The organism is Aliinostoc sp. HNIBRCY26 (assembly GCF_050235535.1).
Classification (GTDB): domain Bacteria; phylum Cyanobacteriota; class Cyanobacteriia; order Cyanobacteriales; family Nostocaceae; genus Trichormus.
Window position 1 is genome coordinate 6,192,884 of record NZ_CP189852.1, and the last position, 25,057, is coordinate 6,217,940.

Consider the following 25,057-nt stretch of genomic DNA (forward strand, 5'->3'; position numbering starts at 1 on the left):
TATTAAGTACTTTAGCAACAGTAGGATTAAGTTAGTAGTAAGGACTTTAGTCCTTTTTTGCAAACTAAAGTTACTACTACAAATCTTTAATCTGAATTTGCAGATTTCCTATTCAGAAAAAGTATAACCTATACTTATCTATACCTGTTTTATCGCAATTTACCTGATATCTCTCCCCAGTTAGATAGTAATTATACATTTTTCATCAAAATAATGTGACTTACGCTAGAGGAAAAGCTAGTTTTTACCGCCTACTATTAAAAACTGTTAGTCAATTTATTAGTCTAACAAAGTCCTCAAACAGCATATAAATAGTTACTTATTGGTTGCTTGTAAATAACTAATAAAGCTGTTGATTATTTTCAAGGAGGAAGTGGTGGATAATTTAAAATCCTTATGGAAAAAGCTGCGAATTCGCCAAGTAGTAACTGTATTTTTGGCTGGTCTATTGTTAGTTTTCAGCACTGCTTGTAGTCAAGCCAATCCCCAAGGGTCTAATCCGCAAAATCCTGCCGTACAAGCAGGTGGTGCGAACAATCCTTATAAAAATGGTGGAGATAATTACACCAAATATCGGATGTCTACAGATCCAAAAATCAACGAAACCAAGACAAATAAAAGCAATAAACAGGCTAGTCTACACAGCACTACACCAATATTAATTGCCGCCAATAGAGAATCTGAATTGCTCTATCCTGGTGCAGAAACACCCACTGGTAGAGTTCTCAAAGAAGGAGAACTACCATTGATTACTCAAGAAGATTATAAACAACCAAAACCAGGTGGATTAATTCAGCGTGAACCGGATATAGGGACTCGAATTCAAGAAAGAGTTGGCACCGTGCAAGAAAACATCAAGGAAGCTTCTGGTTTTTTGCGAGAAAAAGCAGATGAAGCAAGTGCAAGACCTGAACTGCAAAAGAATCCCGCAGTTGGTAGATAGCATGAATTGACACTTTTTATTCATCGAATTGTCAACTTACAAAAATCTCAGGAGTAAAACTATGACAAGATTAATCAATTGGCTCAAAAGTCTGCGTCCTCTAAAAGTATTGACAGTTTTTTTAGCAGGAATTGTCCTGTTAACAGCACAGGCTTGTAACCGTCCAACTATCGCAGCACAACCACCACAACCAAGCGCGCAATCTCCAAATATAGAAAGATATGACCCCACAAAAAGCTATCCTCTGAATGCACCCCAAGGTGGAATGAACAACTTTAGTGATGTAGATCCTAGAGCTAGAGCCGAAGAAAAAGCCGCAGAAGCCAAAGCTAAGGCTTTGCGAGACATGGCTAAAAGAAATGTAGAAGAAAAAGGTATTGATAGCACAGAACAATATACCCGCAATTATCGCCAAGGTACACCTTTTGATGAAAGAGTCAAAAATTTAGGTGAAGATGTGGGTAGTTCAACAGAAGAAGTGCGTAGAGGTTTAGTCAAAGGAACTCAGCGTGGGTTTGAAAATCTCAAACAAAACACCCAAAATGCTGCTGAAGATGCGGCGAAAAATGTTCAGCGTGGAGCAGCAGATATTGGTCGTAACATTCAGCAACAAGCTGAAGACGCAACTGATACAGTCTCCCGCACAGCGAGGGAAATTAGATAACGGTCTTCTATCTAAAAAGATATAGGCAGGGAGCAGGGGGAAAATAAAACTAATTCGCGGCTTCTCTCCGAGACTTGTAAGCTAATCGTCATTCATTTTTCCAGACTGATTCGCTTGTAGTAAGGGCTTTAGCCCTGGCTTTACGCAACTTAAATGCTGATTAGCTTAAAAAAGAACTCCGGTTTAGATTAAACAATCTTGAAACCGGAGTTCTTTATATTTGCTACGACATTCCACTAAGGATAAAACTAGATTTTTGGCAAGTACCTTGTGGATTATACAAATTAGAAAAAAGGGAATAAAAAGATTATTTTTTATCAAAAACATCAAAAAAAAGTAATTATTTTTGTGTTTATCATTTCTGTGTCATATTTTTTTATAAAAATTTAAGATATGGGGCTGATCAAACACTCCTCTCTTACCCACACCAAAGAGACTACTCCTCAGTCCCATTTACTTTTAATGTCAAAAATGCCAAAAAATCGTGCTGATATTCAGTGATTACCTACAAATTACCCTGGGCTTTTTGATGAAAACTTGGCTTTTCATCTCCATAGACTTTGCAATATTTCAAAGTCTGGTGGTGTTCTCTGACACTCTCAAAGTAAGGAGCTAATGTGAGTAGACCTACAGAAAACATTGTACTGGAGGAAGTACAGGCTACAGATGTGGCAACACCTAAGCCGTTGTTAAGATTACCAGATGCAGTGGCTTTAATTGTAGGTATTGTGATTGGTGCAGGTATTTTTGAAACTCCTGCATTAGTAGCGAGTCAAGCAGGAAATGAGATTACTGTATTGCTGTTGTGGCTGGCTGGTGGCTTAGTATCGATTATCGGTGCGTTGTGCTATGCAGAGTTAGCAACAACCTATCCTGACGTGGGTGGGGTCTATTTTTATCTTAAAAGGGCTTTTGGCCGATCGCTTGCCTTTTTGTTTGCTTGGGCGCGACTCACAGTCATTCAAACTGGTTCTATTACTCTCCTCGCTTTCGTTTTTGGTGATTATGCTACGCAATTGTGGCGATTAGGTGCATTTTCATCCTCTATATATGCAGCCGGAGTCATTGCACTGCTAACAGCCTTGAATCTGGTGGGTTTAAGACAAGGTAAGTGGACACAAAACTTACTATCTGTAGCCAAGGTTTTAGGGTTGTTACTAGTAGTCATGTTTGGGTTATTTGCCACAAATGCCTCTAGGGTAACGCTAGAAACTACTACTACTGGTAATTGGGGGCTAGCAATGGTGTTTGTGTTGCTATCTTACGGTGGTTGGAACGAAGCGGCCTATATTTCCGCAGAAATCCAAAATAGAAGGCGCAACATATTGCGATCGCTTTTGTGGAGTATTGGCATAATCACCGCCATTTACCTACTAATCAATTGGGCTTACCTGCGCGGTTTAGGATTAGGCAACATGGCACAATCCGAAGCTGTAGCCGCCGATTTAATGCGCTCCATCGCCGGGGAAACAGGAGCTTGGTTTATTAGCTTTTTAATTGCAATTTCCACCTTGGGAGCTATTAACGCCACGATTTTCACCGGGGCGCGGACGAATTACGCTCTCGGCAAAGATTTTTCTCTATTTAGTTTTATGGGACGTTGGCAACAACTCCCCAGCACTCCCACCTCTGCGTTAATCGTGCAGGCAGCGATCGCCTTGGGACTAGTTTTATTAGGCACACTCACCCGCAAAGGGTTTGAAACAATGGTGGATTACACCGCGCCTGTATTTTGGTTCTTTTTCCTACTTTCTGGCATTTCTTTGCTAGTGCTGCGATACCGAGAACCACAGATTACGCGCCCTTTTAATGTGCCATTTTATCCTTTGACACCATTACTCTTTTGTGCTGCCTGTGGCTACCTGCTTTACTCCAGCTTAGTTTATACCAACGTGGGAGCGATCGCAGGGGTTTTAGTGGTAGCAGCAGGGATACCGTTTTTAGTTTGGAATCGCTACCGCCAGCGTCAGAATTGAGAGTCGTGAGTGCTGAGTGGTGAGTGCTGAGTGATGAGTGCTGAGTGAAATAATTTCTTTTTCCCAGTTCTCATTCCCCGATCCTACTTTCATACCAGGTGAAGAAACTGGTTGGTGGCTCTTTTGTTCAAAATTCACAATTTTCATTGGAGATGATTTTATGAAGTTGCAAAAAATGCTACTGCTTGTAGTTGCTAGCGTAAGTCTTGCTAATGTAGGTCTTGTGGGATGTACAACCCCAGCGCAAAATTTAGACGCACAAGCACAACCTTCTGCACCTACATTAACAGGTCAAACTGAAACATTAGCTCAGACACAACCTCAAGAACGTCCGGCTGATGTTCCCTATGTCCCTACTCCACAACCTGTAGTAGATGCCATGCTAGAAGTAGCGCAAGTTAATAAAAATGATGTGCTGTACGACTTAGGTAGTGGTGACGGTCGGATTGTCAATACAGCCGCCCAAAAATATGGTACAAAAGGCATTGGCATAGATATTAGTCCAGAACGCATCCAAGAAGCTAACGCCAATGCCCAACAAGCCGGAGTAACCGATAAAGTACAGTTTATTCAACAAGACTTGTTTAATACTGACTTGAGTAACGCCACAGTAGTTACACTCTACCTGTTACCTGAAATCAACCTCAAACTACGTCCTAAACTTTTCAGAGAACTTAAACCTGGCACAAGGGTAGTTTCCCACGCTTTTGATATGGGAGATTGGAAACCCGAAAAGACATTACAAGTAGACGGCAAAACTATCTATTACTGGGTGATTCCAGCACAAATTCCCGCTAACTTACGCAACTAGAACGGATTTTATCAGAGTCAGGGTTGTAGGGTTTTAAGGGCGTAATTTAAGGGTGTAAGTGAAAAGCATCATAGATTTTCTATCTTTCCCCACACCCCTACACCCCTACATTAAGCTGCCACTGCAAATTCAGCCTTTACAGAAGCATATGCCCAATCTAACCAGGGAAGTAATGCTTCAATATCAGCAGTTTCTACCGTAGCACCTCCCCAAATTCTCAGACCAGGAGGTGCAGCGCGATAGGGAGCAATATCATAAGCAATTTGTTGTTTTTCCAAAAGCTTCGCCATTTTTTTGGCAAATTTTGCTTGGTCTTCTGTACTGAGGCTAGTAAATCCAGCATCGACAATTTTTAAGCAAATCGAAGTACAAGAACGAGTTTCTGGCTTTTCTGCCAAGAAATCTGCCCAACTGCTTTGTTCTACCCATTTGCTAATTGCTGCTAAGTTCGCTTCACTACGATTAATTAAGCCGGGGAGTCCGCCAATACTTTCTGCCCAGACTAAAGCATCTATGACATCTTCTACACACAACATTGATGGTGTGTTGATGGTATCTCCTTTAAAAACACCTTCAATGAGTTTGCCTTTTTGAGTGAGGCGGAAAATTTTGGGAATCGGCCAAGCTGGTTGATAGCTTTCCAGTCTTTCTACAGCGCGCGGTGAGAGAACAACTACACCGTGTTGTGCTTCCCCACCTAAAACTTTTTGCCAAGAATAGGTCAGTACATCAATTTTTTCCCAAGGGATATCCATCGCGAACACCGCAGATGTAGCATCACAAATGGTCAGTCCTTGACGGTCATCGGGAATCCAATCCCCATTGGGAACTCTCACACCAGATGTTGTCCCATTCCATAGGAACACCACATCATGGCTAAAGTCAACTTCCTCTAAATTGGGTAAGCTGCCATAGGGTGCTTTCATGAGACGGACATCAGCCAATTTCAATTCATCTACGACATCTTTCACCCATTCCTGACCAAAACTTTCCCAAGCCAGGATATCAAGGGGTCGCTGTCCGAGTAGTGACCATAAAGCCATTTCTACCGCACCAGTATCAGATGCGGGAACTATACCCAAGCGATAATCAGCAGGTAGACCGAGAATTTTTTTAGAACGTTCAATTGCTTCAGTTAATTTAGCTTTACCATCTTCTGATCTGTGGGAACGACCCAAACAAGCGTTTTGCAAATTACTCACAGACCAGCCTGGACGCTTGGCGCAAGGGCCAGAAGAAAAATTGGGATTTTGGGGTTTAATTGCGGGGGGAGTAAGAGACTCTGACATGGTTGCAGCAGTTGCTTATGAAGTAGCTAGTAATGATGTAGATACTACATTACCGGATATCTGGGGTATTGTTGCAAACTTTGTGGACTAGATTCCACGAAGTCAGGGAGCAGTTCCCTTTCATCGGGACTGGGGACTGGGGATTGGAAAAGCAGGGGAAGCAGGGGGAGAAAAACTTCACTCATTACCCATTACTCACTACCGGCTAAACGCCGCGCTACCGCTAACAGCACTCACCACTCAAAGCAAAGGGAAAAGTCTCTCCCCATACATCCTATTAGTTAGTGATTCGCCAAGCTGAAAAATAGTTAATATTAGAGGCTAACAGCGAAAGTATGGTGGCTGAAATGATTAGTATACTCGCCAAAGTCTCTGTCGAAAACCTAGAAAAATTCGTTGGTGTATTCTCCACCCGTGGGGCTGAGATTCGTAAACAACACGGTAGCCTTAGTGCAGAAATATTTAAATCTGTGGAAGAAGAAAATACTGTCTGGGTGTTATTTCAGTGGATGAGCAAGGAAAATTTTGAAGGGTTCTTAAATGACCCAGTAGTCAAAGAAACTATGAAATCAAGCGGCACAATTGGGCAACCTGAGTTCATTTTTCTCAATCAAATAGGTCTATTTTCCGCTTAATGACAAAATTTAACTTTTTGGTCAGGAGTGTAGAGAGAAAACATAGCAATATCCTACAGGATACCTTTTTCCTACAAAGAGAGAAGCTTTGATTCTTGCTACTGTTCTCTTGTGGGATAGGGTGTACACAAGTTACCGAATTTGACTTGTGTATACACCGTATCCCTTGTATGAGGGGGTTAGATTCGAGAGCAAGTTGCACACCAAGTGAGCTTACTTCTTCAGAACTATCTGAAAAGAGTTGAGGTATCCTGTAATAGTTTTAGCTAAGTTTCTCTGCTGTTTTTTGGTAGTTATTGCCATTACTTGATATAAACGTCCTTCTGCTAGATAAACTCTAGTTCTAGTGATTTTACCCCCTGCATTAATATAGGCGAATTCTTTGCCAGGATGACCATTAGAACTACGAATATTGCGATGACTCAGTAAATTACTTTGAGTAGTTTTTAACGCCATCTCTTGCACATCATTCAAGATTTCTTGGGGGTTATTAATTTGGGCATAACTATGAGGAAAATCATTGTATACCACTAGATAGGCTACTTCTTGTTTAGGTGGTTGAGCCGCAAATATTTGTAAGTCGATTTCCCCCATGTGCGTTTTTTGGGTTTGGGATTCCTGTTTGGGAGTTCCTGGCATTAATACGGTAAAACGTCCATCTGGGGATGTGAATGGCTTCCACTGGGGTTGTATGGGTTGGGTAGTAGTGGTTTTTTTCAGTAAAACGGAAGTTTTAGCAGGTGCAACAGTGGGTTTTTTGCGTGCTACTGCTACTTTTTTGGCTGATACAGTCGGGCGTTTAGGCTGGCTTGCGTCTACAATGACAGATCCGCCACAAATTAAGGTGGCGGCTAGGAATGAGAACAAAACTCTAAGTGTCATGGTTTTGGCATTCACAAGATGCTGATACACTGATGATGTAGCTGTTATAACCTAGCAGCACACAAAGCAGCACCTATTAGTCCAACTTGTGGATTGAGAATGATATGCACTGGTATTTCTTCTAACAAGGAACGCATTCTGCCTTTTTGGGTGAAATTCAAGAGGAAATTGCCGTTTTGTATCAAAGGTAAGATTTTAGAGGCAATACCACCAGCAATGTACAAACCACCGTAGGGTAAGAGTTTGAGGGCGAGATTTCCGGCTTCTGCACCGTAAGCATCGATAAATATTTGCAAAGTTTGTTGACAGAGGCGATCGCTTCCCTGCACAGCTGCTTTCCCAATGGCTGCACCAGGATCAACGCTTTTTTCTGATTGTCCGGCTTGTTGTTCCCAAGTACGGACAATTTGGGCGATTTCTGGGGACTCGGTAGTGTGATAGCGATCGCGCAAAAATTGGTAAATCGCCACAACCCCCTGTCCAGATACTACCCTTTCCACAGACACACGCTGAATATCATGTTTATCCAGCAGATATTTTAATAATTGAAACTCTAACTCATTACGTGGGGCAAAATCAGCGTGTCCCCCTTCTGACGGAAAGACTTGATAGTAATTCCCCTGTTTAATTAAAAATCCTTGTCCTAAACCAGTCCCAGCCCCAATAATTGCAATCGGTGCTTCTGGTTGGTGTTTACCTACTTGCAAAGTCAGCAAATCTTGTTTACTCAAGCCGAAAATGCCATAACCAACAGCCGCAAAATCATTAATTAGAGAAATGAGAGGAATACTCAATTCTTGTGCGAGACGTTCTGTATCTAAGAACCAAGCTAGATTAGTGAGTTTAGCGGTATTGTTAACCACGGGGCCAGCGATCGCAAAACAAGCCTTTTCTGGTGTACCTGCATTAGCCCTAAGTAAAAATTGCTGCACCATCGGCACCAAATCAGGAAAATCCCCACTGCGGTAAATTTCCTCATAAATAGTCTGTAACTCAGATGCGTCTGATATTTCCACCAAACGCAAAATAGTCTTAGTCCCGCCAATATCTCCTGCTAATAGTAAAGTCATAAATCAGTAAGTGAGTAGTGAGTGAGTGCTGAGTGCTGAGTGCTGAGTAATGAGTAATGAGTAATGAGTAATGAGTAATGAGTAATGAGTAATGAGTGCTTTTAAGGGAACACCAAAAAATAAATTATCCCAAATAAACAGCTTAGTAGGGTGCGTCAGTATGAATAATCTCTTGGTATAGTTAGGTTTTCTCGCACTGACGCACCCTACAGTTTGGATATTTTTTATCTGGAAGTCCCTAAGTCATAAATCAGTAAGTGCGTAGTGTTAGCGGAAGCGGGGCGTTAGCCCGTGCTGTTAGCGGTAGCGCGGCGTTTAGCCGGTAGTGAGTCAAGAAATAAATTCTGCCTTGTCTCCCTTGTCCCCAGTCCCCAATACTTCGACAAGCTCAGTACAAGTCCCCAATCCCCAATCCCCAGTCCCCAGTCCCCAGTCCCCAATCCCCAATCCCCAGTCCCCAACCTAAGCAAAGCGGATAACTTCCTCTACTTGAGTTAAATGGCTGGTATCTCCTTTTAGTTCTAACAACCATTCAGGTTCTTGACGCACAACTTTGACTAGAGAACATAAGGAGGCTTTAACTTCACTTTTGGCAATCTCCCCCACTAACCCCATTGCGCCCCCTAATACAGAAGCACCGTGTGCTACTAGCAAAATATCATTTGGGAAGAACTCTGTTGCTAAACATCTGGCTGTTTGTCCTGAACGGGCGCGTACCTGTTCATGAGTTTCAGGATACTTGGCTGCAATGCGCGGTGTGTAACTAGTGTCAATTCTAGGAAATAATTCTACAAGGGCTGATGTTGACAGCCTTTCGGGTTCTTCTGTCATCCAAGCCGGGTTTAGCCATTCACTCAGCCCTGTCTCTAGTTTAATAGGCAAGTCTAAAGCTTCTGCCACAGCATTAGCAGTTTGCACCGTTCGGAGAAACGGAGAAGCAAAAATATGAGAGATATTTTCGTTTTTTAATCGCCTTGCTAGCTGCTTGGCTTGTACAAAACCATCTTCAGACAGGGGTGGATCGTAGCGTCGTTCTGCGGTGAGAAACCAATCGGGGTTTACAAAGTCGAGACGGTTAGCGTGTCTTGCGATCCAAACTATTTGAGTCATGGGTTTTATAAATAAAGCGAAGTTAATCCGCATCTACATCAAAATAGACACCCGAAAATACAGGTGCAAACCCAATATAAGATAAATTTTGTAACTTTCTGTAATATTTCTTTGGATTGGGGATTAGGGACTGGGGACTGGGGACTGGGGATTGGGGACTTGTACTGAGCTTGTCGAAGTATTGGGGATTGGGGAAAAGGAGCAGGGAGCAGGGGAGAAGAACTAATGACTATTGACTAATGACTATTGACTATTGACTATCAAGGCAGAGTCAGGATTTCTACACCATCTTCTGTGACAGCTACGGTATGCTCAAATTGTGCTGATAATTTGCGATCGCGTGTGACGGCTGTCCAACCGTCGTTGAGCATTTCTACTTCGTAAGTACCTTCATTAATCATCGGCTCAATGGTAAATACCATCCCAGGACGCAGGCGTTTACCTTTATCTCTGACACCATAATGGGGAACATCCGGTGCTGTGTGGAAAATATGGCTGATACCATGTCCGACAAAATCACGCACTACAGAAAAGCCCTCTCCCTCAGCATACTCTTGAATTGCTGCGCCAATGTCACCAATGCGCGCCCCTGGTTTAACTTCTGCAATCCCTAAATGCAGACACTTTTCTGTAACTTCTACTAGTTTCTGTGTTTTGGGAGATGCACTACCAACAATAAAAGTTTTCGATGTATCACCGTGGTAGCCGTCTACAATCGGTGTCACATCGATGTTAATGATGTCACCTTCTTTGAGAACCTGCTTGGCATTGGGAATACCATGACAAATGACTTCATTAACACTGGTGCAAATTGATTTAGGAAAGCCTTTATAACCCAAAGGCGCGCTTTTGGCTCCATGTGCTTGTGTCCACCGTTCGGCTTCATCGTTGAGTTCTAGGGTGGTAACTCCTGGTTTGACAAATGGCTCTAAATGCTGCAAGAGTTGAGCAGCCAAGCGTCCTGCCTGGCGCATTTTTTCTATTTCTCTTTGGGATAAAATAACAATTATCTCTGTTTTCATTTTGTAGTTGATTGATTTGTAAGAAATATAGTTAAGCCAGTTTCTGCGGCTCTTTTGGCAGCATCAGCCACTTTGAGGGTATACAAGCTTTCCTCTGGAGTGACGTACAAAGGTGTACCGTCAAATAAATGGTCTAACACCATTTTCGTATCTTTGGCAAACAAACCCCGACGAGTTCCCACCTCGATAGCCGTAGTTTGCCCATGTTGAACAAATAATCCTGTATCCCCATCAAAAATTAAACCGCCGTTTTCGCCATGAACCTCAAATTTACGTTCATACTGCCACAAAGTTTCACCTTTGCCGTAAATTATTTGAGCTAATAAACCACTCTGAAAGCAAATTTGTGTCATACAAAAGCACGTTTGGTAATAGTCTGATTCTATTTCCCAAAATCTTTGATGAGAGTTGACGGAAAAAACCTCACCAAATAAATCTGTCAACCGATGTAGACGAGATAGCGCGCCAATTAAAGGAAACCCAAACTGATTGTGATTATATGTCCATTTACGGGGGGCGGGGTTTTGGGGATTAATCGTACTGTAGCGGACGTAGAATAAATGCCCTACTTTGTCTATATTTTGCTTTAAGGCTTGATGCAGTCCGCCTAGAAGCTCAATATGTTCAACGTGGAGTAATTTTTTTTGCGTTTTTGCTAAAGCCAGCAATTCTTCAGCTTCAGCCAAATCAATAGCCAAGGGATATTCTACAACTACGTGTTTACCTGCTAGAAGTGCGGCACGGGCGATCGCTCCATGTTCACTGTTAATTGTAGAGATGACCACTAGTTCTATATCTTCTCGTTTTACCAAATCTTGCCAAGAAGCGATCGCCTCTGTTTGGTAGTCTTTAGCAAAGGTTTGCGTTCTTTCTAGAGTATTTCCCGCAACTGCAACTAAATCTGAACGCTCATCTTGCAGTAGAGCCTCTGCTCGTAGTTTTGCTGCATATCCTGTACCAACTAAACCCACACGCACTTTTGCTTTTCCCAAAGCTGCCCTTGCATTATACATAAAATCTAGGGGTAGCAGGGAAGGAGGAAGAGGGCAGAGGGGCAGAGGGGCAGGGAAAGACAAGGTAGACAAGGTAGGAGAAGAGAAACACAGTTCCCTATTCCCCATTCCCCAATCCCCATTCCCCAATCCCCATTCCCTGTTCCCTGTTCCCTGTTCCCTATTACTAGACATATTGCATTCCGCAAGATATAAACAAAACTTATTGTTATCTACTAACTAAATCTCATTACTAATCGTGTGTGATTTCTGGTTACATACTTTAAATTTTCCCGTAGTATCAGAATTGAAGCAAATTTTAAACAACAGCTTATTTACATCAGAGAAGCTGTCAACGTTGCTTTGGGATACATTTAATACTGCCGTTCGCACAAGAGAGGACTACTAAAATGGCAACTTACAAAGTTACATTGATCAGTGAAGCTGAAGGTATCAACCAAACAATTGATGTTGATGATGATACTTATATTTTAGATGCTGCTGAAGAGAAAGGTCTTGATTTGCCCTACTCTTGCCGCGCTGGTGCTTGTTCCACCTGTGCAGGTAAGTTGGTTTCTGGTACCGTAGACCAATCTGATCAATCTTTCTTGGATGATGATCAAATCCAAGCTGGATATGTACTGACCTGTGTTGCATATCCTACCTCTGATGTCACCATCGAAACTCACAAAGAAGAAGAACTCTACTAAGAGTTAGATATCTCAGAATTATCCAAGGGGTCAGAATCTTGTATTCAGAATAGCCTGCGAGTTGGCTATCGCTATGAAATGACTCCACCCCCTGTGAGGATGAAGTCTGTTGCTAATCAGAAAACTTGTTGTTGACTTCGCTAATTAACAGCGATTCACCATAGATATAAAATGCTCTAGCCGATCGCAGATCATTATTCTGAAATTCTGACTCCCTATTAGGATTAATTCACCCATAGTCTCCGGCAAAGCTTGTCTTTCTTCTCCTTTCATTAAAACTTGATTTCTGGGCTAAGTGGCTTAATTGCTGTTCCAGGGTAATAAAACTGCAAAATTTTCTCGTTATTCCAGCCTAGTTTGGCTAAATTTTGCGCTCCTGTCTGACTCAAACCCACTCCGTGTCCCAATCCACCACCGACAAAAGCATAACCCCACAATTCTGGTTCACCTTTATTGAGTGGGACTATGTAAAATAGGGTGCTTCTGGGTGCAGCAAAGGCACTACGCACTTCGTCTTTGTGGAGAGTGAAAGTACCAATATCTGTTTTCACTGCTAGTTCCAAAATTCGCCCACTGCGGCTGCGCTTGGTTATGGACATAGCGTCAATGGTTTTAAATGCGGCGTAGGGGCTATTTTTAGCTTGCAGGAATTTTTGTAAGTCTGGGATGATTCTGTCTAATGACGATTCTTTGTACCAGCGAAATACATCCCATGTGCTTTCGTTAAACCCTTGCTTGAGGCTAATAAATTTCTGGAAGTTTTGTTCGTCGGCGAGATTTTGCTTGGATAAGTCCCATAAATTTGTCGGTGTATCGACAACCGGACGCAAGTAAGGACGATCTTCACCATTCCAGACATCGCTAAAATAAGCTGTCACACCGCCAGTAGTAGAAGAATAGAGGGCATCTACTAGCTGATTTTTATAGGTTAACACCATTCCTTTAGTAGCAGCGATCGCCTGATCGGTTTTGTTGGTCGCCCCTGTTAGCCCATAATAAACTTGACAGTGGGTACTAGCGCATAATTCATAATTATCTACAGCGAATCTGCGGAGATTTCTTAAAGCGTAAGTCCGAGCTAAAATTGCTTGGGCTTCCATTGCTGCTTTTGGTGCATCAGTGCCAATTTCGTGGGGAACTACACCACGCAGGTAAATTTCTAATGGGACTTGATTAACTAGAGTGTATGTACCGTAAGCATTGGGCTGAAAATGAATTTTCCCGGCGTAAACACGAGTCGTATCTAGTTTTTTCCCATCTTTCACCCGAATCAGGTTTTTGGCTGTGCTAATCTCTACATTTTTGAGTCGGTAGCTTTCTCCGTTGACTACCCAATTGACTTGGGGTACTTTGGCAGCAACCTGAGTATCTAAATATGCCAGTTGATTCCCCTGAGATTTTATCCCCTGAAATAACAAGCGTCGCAATAAGGGAGTGTTATAAACATCTCGTTTAGCCCAGACTTGCCAACGTTCTGGCTGGGCAATTTCTACTTCGATTCCCTGCTTTCGCCATTGGTTGGCACTATCCTCTGCCGTTTCATAAGTGCGGTATGTTCCTAAAACTACTACCTCGGCGATCGCTGGACTGGGTAATTGCTGCATAACCACTTCCAGTTGGACTGGTTTGGTTGTCATGACAGTACGATTTTTATCACCATCTAAAAATTTCAGTTGTAAGCGATCGTCTTTTGTGGCTTCTAATTGCAGCTTGGCGGTTGGTTCTGCACCAAATCTCTGTACGATCCCAACTCTCAAATCTAAGTCCTTAACTTTGTCTTGAGTACCTGATGCGCCCGTTAATCCCAACAAACTAAAAGTCATCAGCACAGTCAAGGAAAAACGCCAGAAGGTATGTCTTCTGGTTCTCCGATTCTTTACATCCCTGCTTGGCAGCAGTTTTGACATTGGCTTTGTGGCGTGGTGTTTTTGTCGCATGGGCGATTCCATAATACCCTTATCGGTTTTGCTTCTGCACTACTTGCAAAACGAAGTCATAATGAGTATGATTTATTTAGAGATACGAAACAGAATTTAGTGGGTCAACTCCTCATGGTTAGGATACAAGAAATTCCATTAAATCAAATTCATCGCCCTTTGCCCCGTGGCAACGATCCCAACAAAGTACAAGCCTTAATGGAATCCATTGCGGCGATTGGACAGCAAGAACCCATAGATGTTCTAGAGGTAGATGGACAATATTATGGCTTTTCTGGTTGTCATCGGTATGAAGCCTGCCAACGTTTAGGAAAAGAAACAATTTTAGCGAGAGTTCGGAAAGCACCCCGTAGTGTTTTGAAAATGCACTTGGCGTGATTGGGGACTGGGGATTGGGGATTGGGGATTGGGGAAAGAACAGTATTAATATGCTGAATTTAACTTTGATCCGGTAATCTTTATTTCATACCCAATGCCCGATGCCCAATGCCCAATTCCCAATGCCCTAATCCATAATTACTCAAATAGGAGAAAATTCATGTCCTCTGGAACAACAATTAAAAATATCAATATCGGCATTGATGATGCCAATAGAGCTAAGATTGCGGAAGGTTTGTCTCGACTATTAGCCGACACCTATACACTGTATCTCAAAACTCATAATTTCCATTGGAATGTTACAGGGCCAATGTTTCAAACATTACACTTAATGTTTGAAACTCAGTATACAGAGTTAGCTTTGGCAGTGGATTTAATTGCTGAGAGAATCAGGGCTTTGGGTTATCCCGCACCTGGAACTTATAGTGAATACGCCAAGCTTAGTTCTATACCGGAAACTCCTGGTGTACCTAAAGCCACTGATATGATTAAGCTTCTAGTGGAAGGACAAGAAGCCGTAGTGAGAACTGCGCGTTCAATTTTCCCTGCGGTAGATGAAGTTAACGACGAACCTACCGCCGATTTGTTAACTCAACGGATGCAAGTGCATGAAAAAACTGCTTGGATGTTGAGAAGTTTGTTGGAAGAGTAGGGACTGGGGACTGGGGACTGGGAAAAAGGTAGAATTTTTTTATTGTCTTTCCCAATCCCCGATCCCTTGTACCCGATCCCCAATACCTATGTTTAATTGCGATCGCACTCCTGAATTGCAAGATTTAATGCAACGGGTAGGTATTTCTAGTTTCAAAGCCTTGAGTCGTGCTGCTGGTGTCTCTGAACGGCAGATATTACGCTTACGACAAGGCGCACTAGAACAGATGCGATTAGATGTACTACTGAAGTTATCCCAGGTGCTACAAATTTCCTTAAACGAATTTGTAGCCACTTTTTTAATCCCAGTCCCCAATCCCCAATCCCCAGTCCCCAGTCCCCAGTCCCCAGTCCCCAATCCCCAATCCCCAATCCCCAATCCCCAGTCCCCAATCCCCAGTCCCCAATCCCCAATCCCCAGTCCCCAAGAACTAACTGATTTAAGAAAAGAATACGAGCGATCGCAATTACAACTAGAACAGCAGCGAGAAGTTTTGCTGCAAGAGTTCCAGCAGTCGAGTTTACAACTGCTGGAATCGTTGTTGTTACAATGGCCGACAGCTGCCCAAAAGGCTCAAGAGAACCCCCAATTAGCAGCAGTGAAGATTTTACCTTTAGTACAAAAGCCTCTAGAAAAATTATTACAGGCGTGGGGAATCGAAGCGATCGCACCCGTAGGCGCAGAGTTACCATATAATCCCCAACTACATCAATTATCAAAGGGAACTGCTCAACCAGGAGAAATAGTCAAAATTCGCTACACAGGCTATATCCAAGGTGAGAAGTTACTATATCGAGCTGAAGTCAGTCCAGTTTAGGTCAGTGAGTGAGAAACTTTCAACCCTTACACCCTTAAACCCTTAAACCCCTACACCCCTAATTTACCCCACACCACCGATTGAAAATCGAAGATATTGGGAATACTAGAGAATAGTTGTGTATCTAAATAGCGGTATCAGAAGTTAAAAAGCTGATTAATAGGAATTCGCATATGACAAAGGACAACAAGCAAATGAGTCACTTACTGAACCTACAGATATCACTACCAAGCATTACAATCTGCGCTATCAAGACAATCGATCTGTAGTGTTTTGACTTCGGGTCACTTTGATGTTGTGGTTTTGTCTAGAAATTCAAGTGATCTATGAATTTTTGGTTTGAGTTTTCAAAAGTTTTTTAGAGATACTACCATTTTGGCACAAGAGATACAAAATTTGATAATGCAATTAAGTTATCTTCATATCTCTTACTGATGCAAATGAGTAAAAAGGAGTTGATTGCTACAAATTATATAAAAGTAAAATATATTTTTAACTCTCAAGACTTAACTAAGCATTAGAATTATCTTCTCTCTCATTTGAGATTTTTAACTTTAGGTGATACGCTCTTATTTAAAATATAATTTATCTATCATAAGTTATGTTTTAAATTAGTTTAAATTATGAGAGATTATTATTGAGAAGTTAACTTATAGATTGAGGCTACTAGGTTCTTCTCCAGCCATGTAGCTACTTGCTATATAATATTGGCAAATTTTCACTTTACATAGCAGCAATTTGGTAAAAAACAATGAATCAAGAAGTACAGGTTGTTAAACTCTCTGGAATTATCAATACTACTAACTCTTTAGAATTACGAGAAAATATTACTCATCTTGTAGACAGTGGGGCAAAAATTGTTTTAGTTGACTGTCAAGAAGTAACTTTTATGGATAGTTCAGCTTTGGGATCATTGGTATTAGCTTTCAAAACCCTAAGAGCCGCAGGTACGAAGTTATTTCTTTGTTCTATTAATGAGCAAGTTAGAATTTTATTTGAATTAACTGGTATGGATAGTGTATTTGAAATTTTTACAAATCAAGATGAATTTCACGCAGCGATTCTATCTAGGAGTTAATCAAATTTGATTTGCAGAATTGATAAATCATCCTCAAAAGCCTCTTTAGGGTTTAAAGCTGTGAGATAATTCAATACGTGATCGAGTTGATAATCAGCAGTATGGTGGATACTATTAAGAATTTGGACAAAAGCGTCTAAATTCCAGACAGTGCCATCTGATTTAGTGATTTCGTAAGCTCCATCACTAAAAATATAAAGACTACTGAATTTTTTAACATTGCAGTAAGCATCTATGTACTGTGCTTCTGGAAACATACCAACTGGCATCCCAGGAGTTCTTAAAACTTGAACTTCATTGCTAGTTGGAGATGTTCCAGATATTAAAATTGCGGGTGGATGTCCAGCACTGGCATAAGTTAATTGTCGTGTAACCCGATTATAAACTCCATACCAAATAGTAAAGTATTTATCATTTTGATAATTCATTTGAAATGTTTCATTTAAAGCTTTGAGGACATCACTAGGTTGATAGTAATTGAGTCCTTTAAGAGCGCGTGAACGTAAAAGATTGAGGACAGAAATAGAAGGGAGTGTGGCTTTGAGTCCGTGGCCTGCTGTGTCTAGTAGATAGATGGCGATCGCCTCATTATCTAGCCAGTAGTAATCAAAACAATCCCCACCTAGTTGACGAGAGGGAATAAAGCGAGAATTGATGGTGAACGGTTGACTCATCGGTTCTGGAAGCAGCGATCGCACATATTCAGCCGCTTCTGTCAGTTGTTCTTCTAAAAGCAATTTTTGAGTTTGCAAATCTCGACTTGCTTGATGTAGTCTCAAACCTGCTCTGACTCTGGCTTTCAATTCGTGTTGTTCAATCGGTTTAGTGATAAAGTCATCAGCACCGGCATCTAAACCTTTGACGCGATCGGCTACCGAATCTAGAGATGTTAGTAAAATAAAGAAGGTAGTTGATAGATTAGGGTCATTTTTGATGCGATGACAAACTTCTAGTCCATTCAAGCCTGGCATAATCCAATCACAAATAATTAAAGCTGGATGATGAGCCACAGCTTGAGCGATTCCTTCTTCACCATTATTAACAGCAACTACCTCATAACCCTGTTTTTGTAAGATTCTTTTAAGTAGTATCTGGATAGATAGATCATCATCAATGACAAGTATTTTGAACATCGGTGGTTATGGACAAGGTTATTAATAGTTAGTTATTACCAATAGAAATTAAAAATATTGTCAAGATTAATATGTGGATAATTATTATCTCTAGAAAATAATACTCACCATATCTAATTATCCATCGCTTGAATCAAATTTGGTCAATAGTCATTAGAGAACAGGGAACAGGGAACAGGGAACAGGGAACGGAATCTTTAATTTTGAATTTTGAATTTTGAATTTTGAATTGATTAGCCCCAATCCCTACGGTGGCGAAAGGGGATTCAACCACAATAGCAGGGAGTTCTTTAACTGGTTGAGGTCGCGATATACTTCTTGTCGAAACCACTGTCCTAAAGCATCTAAAGGGGTGAAGGATGAGCCTGTTTGCCATTTGATGTCTTGGCCTAGTGGTGTGGTGTGATTTCCTGGTAGGATTTGCGCTGTCACCATCTCAGGAAAACGCGCCTTTAAGATTTTGGTTAAAACGGTTGATTGGTCAAGGTTATCATTCTGAAATTTAATGAGTAAATTACGGCGGATTTTATAGCCTTCCTGGACTATTTTGTTGGTTTCTGAGGGTGAGGGGGTAAATTCAATTGTCAACGCTGAATTAAACTGTTCCACAAGGGGAATCGCGTCTTTGGCGGCGTAGTTATTGAAAGATATTAAAATATTGCCTGCGCGTTCGACTGGAAATAGACTACCAACGAGCAAATGAAGCTTACAACCCATACTATGTCCAAGTCCATAGGTGGGGAGGTAAGCTTTGCGGAGTGCGCCGGAGTCATGCAATCTTTCTATGGTGCGATCAAAATTCAGTAATACAGTTTTGGCGATCGCAATATGATCTAAAGTGTTAACAAAAGGTGTAGCGATGATCACATATCCTTTAGCTGCTATTTGTTCTAGTAGCCATCGATAAGTGAGGTGAGGTGCGGTAGCTACAAATGCACCTCCCAAGAAATGAATGATACCCACGGGGTTTGGGGGAATCAATACCCAGTTTCCTCTAATTTCTTTCCAATCCATGCCTGTAGGCGATCGCTCTAATCACACTTAATTTATGTTAGACCCTGAACTGATTATTAAACATCAGCTTCACCAGAGTCGGTCAGAAAAAACTCAGTAAATTTGATTTCTTCATAAAAAAAGCTTGTAACTTCACCTGTTTTTCAATAAAAAAAGCAGCAATTACACAGTGGAGCATTAGGCATAAAAAATACCAGTATTTATATATAAGTCTTTATGGAAAGCCTTATTTACAGGATTTGTCGTTTTAAATCACAGTAATTAGGAATACATATGCCCATTGATAATGCTGGTAATACGTTGGCTAATGCGAGACGAATCAACCCGACGGCTACAACACAGACATTTTCTGATTTCGTCGGTGGGACTGATTTAAATGATTTTTACAGTTTTAGCCTAAGTAGTCGTAGTAGTTTCAACCTCAATTTGGGTGGTTTGAATACAAACGCAGATGTACAAATTATTCGAGATATAAACTTAAATAGTGTCGTTGATAGCCCTAGCGAAATTATTGCTAGTGGCAATATATCAGGAATCGCTAATGAAGCAATCAGAACTACCTTAGATGCGGGAAATTATTTTGTTCGGGTTTTTCCAGGAATAGGTTCTGCTTTTAGTGGTACAAACTACAATCTTAGTTTGACAGCCAATTCTCTACCGACGCAACTACAATTTAATCTGAATAATTCTAATCTAAAACCTACAGATAACTTAAGCATCAATGGTGGTGCTGTTTATGATGCTGATGGTTTTTCTGATTTAAGTGTTGTTGACTTCCGTATTAAACAAAGTAATGGTACTTTTATTGAAATTAGTGATGTCATAAAATTCACTCCCAGTAATTCTGATTCCCGTTGGAGTGGGTTTACTTATGATGTATCACTTGCTAGTCTCAATCTGAAACCAGGTAATTATAGCCTTTGGGCGATCGCACTGGATAAAGGTATTAATACTAGCGAAGTTGTAGAAAAGCAATTTACAGTTACCCCTCCGAATACTGCACCAAATTCACTCTCATTTAACATTGATAATCCTAACATTACTACAACAGGCACACTCAATATTAGTAGTGGTCAAGTATTTGATAGTAATGGTGCTAGTGATATTTCTGGCATCGATTTGCAAATCTTCCAGAATGGTAAATTAATTAATACCGTAGTGAATGATATCACCCGCATTGTGGTGAACAGTGCTAATACTGCATGGGGAAGCTTCACACACAGTTTATCCTTAAATGGGTTGAATTTGGTAGCAGGTAACTATACTCTCCGCGCTTTTGCAGTCGATAAGGCTAATAATATTAGTCCAGTTGTAGAAAAGCAATTTACAGTCACCCCTCCGAATACTGCACCCAATTCACTCTCATTTAACATTGATAATCCTAACATTACTACAACAGGCACACTCAATATCAGTAGTGGTCAAGTATTTGATAGTAATGGTGCTAGTGACATTTCTACCATCGATTTGCAAATCTTCCAGAATGGTAAATTAATTAATACCGTAGTGAATGATATCACCCGCATTGTGGTGAATAGTTCTAATACTACATGGGGAAGTTTCACACACAGTTTAGCCTTAACTGGGTTGAATTTGGTAGCAGGTAACTATACTCTCCGCGCTTTTGCAATCGATAGGGCTAATAATATTAGTCCAGTTGTGGAGAAAATATTCACAGTTATTGATTGGTTTACCCAAAACTTAAAAGACCAACAAATCATTAACATCGCTCGAAATTTATCTATAGATGGTAATCTCAGCCGTCAAGATATGATAGATATCTTGAGAGATGCAAAAGATAATAGTGTAATTGATAGCAATGAATTATCTGATTTAAAAGTAATTCTCAGTAATGCTAGCCGTTTTACGATGCAAGATCATGTAAGAGTCTTATCGAATAAAGTGGTGATTGGTGATGTAGCTAATATCACGTCTGGGATTGGTAATTTATTTTCAGGTAGTAGTGCAACGCAATTAGAAAGGTTATTGAGTAAATGGTTTTTTGGCAGCGATCGCCCACAATTAACATCTACTAGTTTAAGCTATAGAGAAGTCAAAGGCAGTCTCTTCCAAAATGGCATTAGCTATCAAGATGTGAATCAAGGTATATTGGGTGATTGCTATTTTCTGGCTGGATTAGCTGCTACTGCATTACGAACACCTAATGTTATTCAAAGTATGTTCATTGATAATGGTGATAATACTTTCACAGTGCGTTTTTATAACAAAGGTGTTGCAGATTTTGTCACCGTTGACAGATTTTTAGGGACTTTCTCAGATGGAACTATAGCTTACGCAAATCTGGGAGCAAAATACGATAATCCTAACAATGAGTTATGGGTAGCTCTGGCAGAAAAAGCTTATGCTCAAATTAATGAATCAGGATGGACAATGGGGCCTGGTAGTCAAGACAGGCGCAATTCATATCAAGCAATTAATGGCGGGTATACTGGCTACGCCATAACTGACATTACAGGTTTAATCACCCAATACGATACTTTAGATAGTTATGATATGAACGCTATTGTCACTAGTTTCAACCAAGGAAAAATGATTACTTTTGGCTCTAAACAAACGGGGGTAGCTAACAATGTCGTATCTCAGCACGCATATGTTTTAGTAGGGTATAACTCCTCTACACAGAGATTTAGGCTTTTTAACCCTTGGGGTGTCAACGGTGGATATGATAGTCAATTTGTCTTCAAAGATGGCTTTTTAGATGTGACGTTTAGTGAACTGGTAAGGAATTTCCGAAGCTGGGATAAATCAGCTTAAGCTGATTCAGCACTTTTGAATATAGGTAGAGACGTTGCAATGCAACGTCTCTTGATTTTTATGTATTTGACTGACTTTGTAAACTTTTCATTTCCTGCTGCACATCTAAAGCAATCTGCAATGCTTCATTTAATAATTTGCCATGCTCAGTTGCTTGTTCTGTGACTTGCATAGCTGCTAAAGTCGCTAAATTATTCACAAATAATTCTGTATTACTCAGAATAAAGTTTTTATTCTCTCGCAAAATTCTTTCTGTTTTTAAAGCTCTGACTAAATCGTCTCTTGTGAGTTTCAAAGCAGCAATTACTTTTGCTCTTTCTTTGATATTCACTTCTGGATTGCCAGCATCTTCTATTTGATCATTAATGTCTATAGCTTTAATTACAGCATTATATCTATCAACATCATTTAAAAGAATTTGGAGTGAATGCGTCATACTACCTTTGAGATTTTTGAGTCTTTTTTGCCACCAGTAGTATAAACTGCATTGTGTAATTACTCCGCCAAGAAAACATAGTATTATTAATAACATCCACGCCGGAATGCTAATCCAATTAGCAAATAGCTTAATCAAAACATCTAGTATTAAATAGGTCAGTACAGCGATAGAAAAGCTGATAAAAAGGACTGTAGCTCCTTCCGAACCTTTAATTTTTTGGACAATAGTCTTACCTATCTCTTTTAAGGGATTAATGATGATGACCAGTTCATCCTTCACAGGCAAATTAGTTAACTTTTGTAGTTCCTTTTGACTAATATCTAAGCCTTGCAAATCATTACGCACAGTTTTCCCCATTTTCACTAGGATAGTGATTATTTCATACAATATAGCAACCAAAGTTATATATGGCTAATGACATAAATAAAATATTTGTTTTTTTACTTTAGTTAATTTTCATCGAAAAAATATATTTTTATGTGTTGATTGATACTTCAAATGTGTTAAAAGTTACTCCACTTTCTCAAAATACTAAGATTTAAGCACCAATGAGGTGGAGACATTTAATATTTCCATAGAGAATAAAAAACGATTTTTGTCATATCTAGTGTTGTATAAAGTCCGGGAATGTCCTACTACTAATTAATGTGAAATAGATGTGATCAACTATCTAAAGGATGAAAGTGCTGACCATGCTTTTTAACCTTTAGCTAGTTGTTGATTATGGCTCATCAGTGAAAAATGAGAGTTATCAAAGATAAATTACTTTGATATAAAACACTGTTTTCATCTCAATTGCAGTGTTTCAGGTAGATTTACAGTAACCAAAAGGCATTTGAATCAATGATTTGATGAAGCATCTAAATTATTTTTGTCTTACATTGTGCGTTTAATTAAGGGTGTTTAGCTAGAAATCATAATTGATTAAAAAGCTAACTTCAAACATATCTTGATCATCAAAATAGATATTTTTTGATTGAGTTACCCTGAAATATTTTCCTAAAAATCATACATCAACTGAGAGATAAATTAATTTTTCTGGAGGATACATTGGTGAATAATCTCTTATCTTGGTCATCATTGAGTATGAAATTGCTAGCTTTAGGAGTAGCAGCTGCAACAATTTCTCCTGTGATGATTTCTACAGTCGCTTTAGCTCAAGATACTGTTCCTTCAACAACTGTAGCTCCCAGATTTAGTGATGTTGGTGCAGATAATTGGGCGAGTCCATTTATTCAAGCTTTAGCCGAAAGAAATATTATTGCAGGCTTTCCTGATGGCACATTTAAGCCGAATCAATCGGTGAGTCGGGCGGAATTCGCCACCATGATTCAGAAAGCCTTTAACCAACAACCAGTCAGACAATTAAGTGTAAGCGGATTTACAGATGTTCCGCCTAATTACTGGGCAAATGCTGCAATTAGAGAAGCTTACGAAACTGGATTTATGGCTGGCTACCCAGGGGATGTGTTTTTACCTAATCAACAGATTCCTAAAGTACAAGCGATCGCAGCTTTAGCTAGTGGTTTAGGCTTACAAAATAGCAACTCTGCATCAAATGTTGTAAGTAGCTACTATGCAGATGCTTCTGCTATCCCTAATTATGCCGTAAATGGTGTAGCGGCGGCAACACAAGCGAACATGGTTGTGAACTATCCCGATGTTCGACAACTCAATCCCCAACAGTCTCTGACTCGTGCAGAAGCAGCCGCACTGTTGTATCAAGCTTTAGTGCGTCAGGGACAACTGCAACCTCTAGCTACCAATGTTGCAGCTTCTAACTATGTAGTAGTCAGCCAGGGAACTGGTAATACTCAAACAGGGAATGACATCGTTTCTGTAGCTGCGTCTAGTAATTCTTTTAGTACCTTAACTTCTTTACTCAAGACAGCAGGTTTAACGGATATCTTGCAACAGCCAGGGCCTTATACGGTGTTTGCACCTACTAACGAAGCTTTTGCAGCTTTACCGGCTGGGACTTTAGAACAGTTACAACAACCCCAAAATAAAGAATTATTGTTGCAGATATTGCGCTATCACGTAGTGCCTGGACAGGTGACAGCAAATCAACTCGCGTCTGGGGAGTTAAAAACTGTGGAGAATTCACCCGTGAATATTCGAGTTGATACTGCAAATAATCAAATTGCAGTCAATGAAGCGCGAGTGATTCAGCCCAATATTCAAGCGAGTAACGGAGTCATCTATCCCATTAACCAAGTTTTGATTCCACCTAATCTGACTAGTCAACAGCCACAACCACCTAATAATCAAGCACAAACCCCAGATGTGACACCAGGAAGGGCTACCCGTGGCGGTTCTAGTTATGTCGGTGTGGCGGGTAATATCGGACTGGGTGGTGATACAGCGTTGAGTGAAAGTAACTTTGCGGCTGTGAGTAAAATCGGTCTAACTCGGACTGTATCAGTGCGTCCATCGGTAGTATTTGGGGACGATACCGTATTTCTCGTACCCTTGACTTATGATTTTGCGCCCCGTGAGGTAGAACCTGGTGTTGTACAGCAGTTTTCTGTATCACCTTATGTTGGTGCTGGTGTGGCTATTGAAGCTAGCAACGATACTGATATTGGGTTGCTGTTAACTGGTGGTGTAGATGTTCCCTTGGGAAATCGTTTTACCCTCACTGGTGCTGTAAATGCAGCTTTTGTTGATGAAACTGATGTGGGTTTGTTGTTGGGAATAGGTTACAACTTCTAAATTTATGTTACTGCG

23 protein-coding genes are annotated in these 25,057 nt (G+C 40.6%); 13 read left to right on the forward strand and 10 right to left on the reverse strand.

Annotated features, from left to right (window positions below):
- Positions 1-376 precede the first annotated feature (376 nt).
- The 4 genes from ACQFX9_RS26160 (at position 377) to ACQFX9_RS26175 (ending at position 4,394) form a co-directional block, all read left to right on the forward strand.
- Complete coding sequence (locus ACQFX9_RS26160; RefSeq protein WP_427159476.1) at positions 377-943, forward strand: DUF6658 family protein; 567 nt, start codon at positions 377-379, stop codon at positions 941-943.
- A gap of 61 nt (positions 944-1,004) precedes the next feature.
- The gene (locus ACQFX9_RS26165; RefSeq protein ID WP_427159477.1) at positions 1,005-1,607 is read left to right on the forward strand and encodes a hypothetical protein; all 603 of its coding nucleotides are present in this window, start codon (positions 1,005-1,007) and stop codon (positions 1,605-1,607) included.
- Positions 1,608-2,224: 617 nt separating this feature from the next.
- A complete protein-coding gene (locus tag ACQFX9_RS26170) occupies positions 2,225-3,583 on the forward strand; it encodes an APC family permease (protein ID WP_427159478.1) in 1,359 nt (452 codons plus the stop codon).
- Positions 3,584-3,743: 160 nt separating this feature from the next.
- The gene (locus ACQFX9_RS26175) at positions 3,744-4,394 is read left to right on the forward strand and encodes an SAM-dependent methyltransferase (RefSeq protein WP_427159479.1); all 651 of its coding nucleotides are present in this window, start codon (positions 3,744-3,746) and stop codon (positions 4,392-4,394) included.
- A 110-nt stretch (positions 4,395-4,504) separates the two neighbouring features.
- Here ACQFX9_RS26175 and ACQFX9_RS26180 read toward each other — a convergent pair whose 3' ends face one another.
- A complete protein-coding gene (locus tag ACQFX9_RS26180; protein ID WP_427159480.1) occupies positions 4,505-5,683 on the reverse strand; it encodes a phosphoserine transaminase in 1,179 nt (392 codons plus the stop codon).
- A 335-nt stretch (positions 5,684-6,018) separates the two neighbouring features.
- Between ACQFX9_RS26180 and ACQFX9_RS26185 the strand changes: the two genes are divergently transcribed.
- Positions 6,019-6,318, forward strand: a complete 300-nt coding sequence (locus tag ACQFX9_RS26185; RefSeq protein WP_427159481.1) for an antibiotic biosynthesis monooxygenase — start codon at positions 6,019-6,021, stop codon at positions 6,316-6,318.
- Positions 6,319-6,531: 213 nt separating this feature from the next.
- Here ACQFX9_RS26185 and ACQFX9_RS26190 read toward each other — a convergent pair whose 3' ends face one another.
- Together ACQFX9_RS26190 and ACQFX9_RS26195 are read right to left on the reverse strand one after the other, a co-directional pair.
- The gene (locus ACQFX9_RS26190; RefSeq protein WP_427159482.1) at positions 6,532-7,200 is read right to left on the reverse strand and encodes a hypothetical protein; all 669 of its coding nucleotides are present in this window, start codon (positions 7,198-7,200) and stop codon (positions 6,532-6,534) included.
- Positions 7,201-7,244: 44 nt separating this feature from the next.
- The gene (locus ACQFX9_RS26195) at positions 7,245-8,270 is read right to left on the reverse strand and encodes a glucokinase (RefSeq protein ID WP_427159483.1); all 1,026 of its coding nucleotides are present in this window, start codon (positions 8,268-8,270) and stop codon (positions 7,245-7,247) included.
- A gap of 325 nt (positions 8,271-8,595) precedes the next feature.
- Between ACQFX9_RS26195 and ACQFX9_RS26200 the strand changes: the two genes are divergently transcribed.
- Entirely contained in the window at positions 8,596-8,736 is a 141-nt protein-coding gene (locus ACQFX9_RS26200; protein WP_427159484.1) for a hypothetical protein, read from the forward strand.
- Here ACQFX9_RS26200 and ACQFX9_RS26205 read toward each other — a convergent pair.
- The 3 genes from ACQFX9_RS26205 to ACQFX9_RS26215 form a co-directional block, all read right to left on the reverse strand.
- Positions 8,733-9,380: a histidine phosphatase family protein gene (locus ACQFX9_RS26205; protein WP_427159485.1), complete on the reverse strand. Its 648-nt coding sequence runs from the start codon at positions 9,378-9,380 to the stop codon at positions 8,733-8,735. The genes ACQFX9_RS26200 and ACQFX9_RS26205 overlap by 4 nt on opposite strands.
- A gap of 260 nt (positions 9,381-9,640) precedes the next feature.
- Positions 9,641-10,402, reverse strand: a complete 762-nt coding sequence (gene map, locus ACQFX9_RS26210) for a type I methionyl aminopeptidase (RefSeq protein WP_427159487.1) — start codon at positions 10,400-10,402, stop codon at positions 9,641-9,643.
- The gene (locus ACQFX9_RS26215) at positions 10,399-11,415 is read right to left on the reverse strand and encodes a Gfo/Idh/MocA family protein (protein ID WP_427159488.1); all 1,017 of its coding nucleotides are present in this window, start codon (positions 11,413-11,415) and stop codon (positions 10,399-10,401) included. Before ACQFX9_RS26215 ends, map begins: the two co-directional genes overlap by 4 nt.
- Positions 11,416-11,804: 389 nt before the next feature.
- Between ACQFX9_RS26215 and ACQFX9_RS26220 the strand changes: the two genes are divergently transcribed.
- Positions 11,805-12,104 (forward strand): ferredoxin, encoded by a 300-nt coding sequence (locus ACQFX9_RS26220; protein WP_427159489.1) that lies wholly within the window; start codon positions 11,805-11,807, stop codon positions 12,102-12,104.
- 272 nt (positions 12,105-12,376) lie between these two features.
- Here the strand turns inward: ACQFX9_RS26220 and ACQFX9_RS26225 are convergent, their stop codons facing one another.
- Positions 12,377-14,041 (reverse strand): SpoIID/LytB domain-containing protein, encoded by a 1,665-nt coding sequence (locus tag ACQFX9_RS26225; protein WP_427163007.1) that lies wholly within the window; start codon positions 14,039-14,041, stop codon positions 12,377-12,379.
- A 114-nt stretch (positions 14,042-14,155) separates the two neighbouring features.
- Here ACQFX9_RS26225 and ACQFX9_RS26230 point away from each other — a divergent pair, with 114 nt between their 5' ends.
- The 4 genes from ACQFX9_RS26230 (at position 14,156) to ACQFX9_RS26245 (ending at position 16,966) form a co-directional block, all read left to right on the forward strand.
- Positions 14,156-14,419, forward strand: coding sequence for a ParB N-terminal domain-containing protein (locus tag ACQFX9_RS26230; RefSeq protein WP_103140624.1), 264 nt, complete (start codon positions 14,156-14,158; stop codon positions 14,417-14,419).
- A 160-nt stretch (positions 14,420-14,579) separates the two neighbouring features.
- Complete coding sequence (locus ACQFX9_RS26235; protein ID WP_427159490.1) at positions 14,580-15,071, forward strand: Dps family protein; 492 nt, start codon at positions 14,580-14,582, stop codon at positions 15,069-15,071.
- Between the two features lie 88 nt (positions 15,072-15,159).
- Positions 15,160-15,888, forward strand: coding sequence for a nucleotide exchange factor GrpE (gene grpE / locus ACQFX9_RS26240; protein WP_427159491.1), 729 nt, complete (start codon positions 15,160-15,162; stop codon positions 15,886-15,888).
- Positions 15,889-16,639: 751 nt separating this feature from the next.
- Complete coding sequence (locus ACQFX9_RS26245; RefSeq protein ID WP_427159492.1) at positions 16,640-16,966, forward strand: STAS domain-containing protein; 327 nt, start codon at positions 16,640-16,642, stop codon at positions 16,964-16,966.
- On the opposite strand, the gene ACQFX9_RS26250 is transcribed toward ACQFX9_RS26245, so the two are convergent.
- Positions 16,963-18,099, reverse strand: a complete 1,137-nt coding sequence (locus ACQFX9_RS26250; RefSeq protein ID WP_427159493.1) for a PP2C family protein-serine/threonine phosphatase — start codon at positions 18,097-18,099, stop codon at positions 16,963-16,965. The genes ACQFX9_RS26245 and ACQFX9_RS26250 overlap by 4 nt on opposite strands.
- 246 nt (positions 18,100-18,345) lie before the next feature.
- A complete protein-coding gene (locus ACQFX9_RS26255) occupies positions 18,346-19,113 on the reverse strand; it encodes a DUF1350 family protein (protein ID WP_427159494.1) in 768 nt (255 codons plus the stop codon).
- A 273-nt stretch (positions 19,114-19,386) separates the two neighbouring features.
- On the opposite strand from ACQFX9_RS26255, the gene ACQFX9_RS26260 reads away from it, so the two are divergent.
- Positions 19,387-21,888, forward strand: coding sequence for a C2 family cysteine protease (locus ACQFX9_RS26260; RefSeq protein ID WP_427159495.1), 2,502 nt, complete (start codon positions 19,387-19,389; stop codon positions 21,886-21,888).
- A gap of 58 nt (positions 21,889-21,946) precedes the next feature.
- Here the strand turns inward: ACQFX9_RS26260 and ACQFX9_RS26265 are convergent, their stop codons facing one another.
- Entirely contained in the window at positions 21,947-22,684 is a 738-nt protein-coding gene (locus ACQFX9_RS26265) for a hypothetical protein (protein WP_427159496.1), read from the reverse strand.
- Between the two features lie 729 nt (positions 22,685-23,413).
- Here ACQFX9_RS26265 and ACQFX9_RS26270 point away from each other — a divergent pair.
- Positions 23,414-25,042 carry a fasciclin domain-containing protein gene (locus ACQFX9_RS26270; RefSeq protein ID WP_427163008.1) on the forward strand — a complete coding sequence of 543 codons (1,629 nt, stop codon included), beginning with the start codon at positions 23,414-23,416 and terminating at the stop codon, positions 25,040-25,042.
- Positions 25,043-25,057 lie beyond the last annotated feature (15 nt).

Coding starts and splice junctions, on each gene's coding strand:
- ACQFX9_RS26180 (WP_427159480.1), bottom strand. CDS start 5,683: ATGTCAGAGTCTCTTACTCCCCCCGCAATTAAACCCCAAAATCCCAAT.
- ACQFX9_RS26255 (WP_427159494.1), bottom strand. CDS start 19,113: ATGGATTGGAAAGAAATTAGAGGAAACTGGGTATTGATTCCCCCAAAC.
- ACQFX9_RS26205 (WP_427159485.1), bottom strand. CDS start 9,380: ATGACTCAAATAGTTTGGATCGCAAGACACGCTAACCGTCTCGACTTT.
- ACQFX9_RS26245 (WP_427159492.1), top strand. CDS start 16,640: ATGAATCAAGAAGTACAGGTTGTTAAACTCTCTGGAATTATCAATACT.
- ACQFX9_RS26235 (WP_427159490.1), top strand. CDS start 14,580: ATGTCCTCTGGAACAACAATTAAAAATATCAATATCGGCATTGATGAT.
- ACQFX9_RS26260 (WP_427159495.1), top strand. CDS start 19,387: ATGCCCATTGATAATGCTGGTAATACGTTGGCTAATGCGAGACGAATC.
- ACQFX9_RS26220 (WP_427159489.1), top strand. CDS start 11,805: ATGGCAACTTACAAAGTTACATTGATCAGTGAAGCTGAAGGTATCAAC.
- ACQFX9_RS26270 (WP_427163008.1), top strand. CDS start 23,414: ATGAAATTGCTAGCTTTAGGAGTAGCAGCTGCAACAATTTCTCCTGTG.
- ACQFX9_RS26175 (WP_427159479.1), top strand. CDS start 3,744: ATGAAGTTGCAAAAAATGCTACTGCTTGTAGTTGCTAGCGTAAGTCTT.
- ACQFX9_RS26215 (WP_427159488.1), bottom strand. CDS start 11,415: ATGTATAATGCAAGGGCAGCTTTGGGAAAAGCAAAAGTGCGTGTGGGT.
- ACQFX9_RS26250 (WP_427159493.1), bottom strand. CDS start 18,099: ATGTTCAAAATACTTGTCATTGATGATGATCTATCTATCCAGATACTA.
- ACQFX9_RS26265 (WP_427159496.1), bottom strand. CDS start 22,684: ATGGGGAAAACTGTGCGTAATGATTTGCAAGGCTTAGATATTAGTCAA.
- ACQFX9_RS26195 (WP_427159483.1), bottom strand. CDS start 8,270: ATGACTTTACTATTAGCAGGAGATATTGGCGGGACTAAGACTATTTTG.
- ACQFX9_RS26185 (WP_427159481.1), top strand. CDS start 6,019: ATGGTGGCTGAAATGATTAGTATACTCGCCAAAGTCTCTGTCGAAAAC.
- ACQFX9_RS26190 (WP_427159482.1), bottom strand. CDS start 7,200: ATGACACTTAGAGTTTTGTTCTCATTCCTAGCCGCCACCTTAATTTGT.
- map (WP_427159487.1), bottom strand. CDS start 10,402: ATGAAAACAGAGATAATTGTTATTTTATCCCAAAGAGAAATAGAAAAA.
- ACQFX9_RS26225 (WP_427163007.1), bottom strand. CDS start 14,041: ATGCGACAAAAACACCACGCCACAAAGCCAATGTCAAAACTGCTGCCA.
- ACQFX9_RS26230 (WP_103140624.1), top strand. CDS start 14,156: ATGGTTAGGATACAAGAAATTCCATTAAATCAAATTCATCGCCCTTTG.
- grpE (WP_427159491.1), top strand. CDS start 15,160: ATGTTTAATTGCGATCGCACTCCTGAATTGCAAGATTTAATGCAACGG.
- ACQFX9_RS26165 (WP_427159477.1), top strand. CDS start 1,005: ATGACAAGATTAATCAATTGGCTCAAAAGTCTGCGTCCTCTAAAAGTA.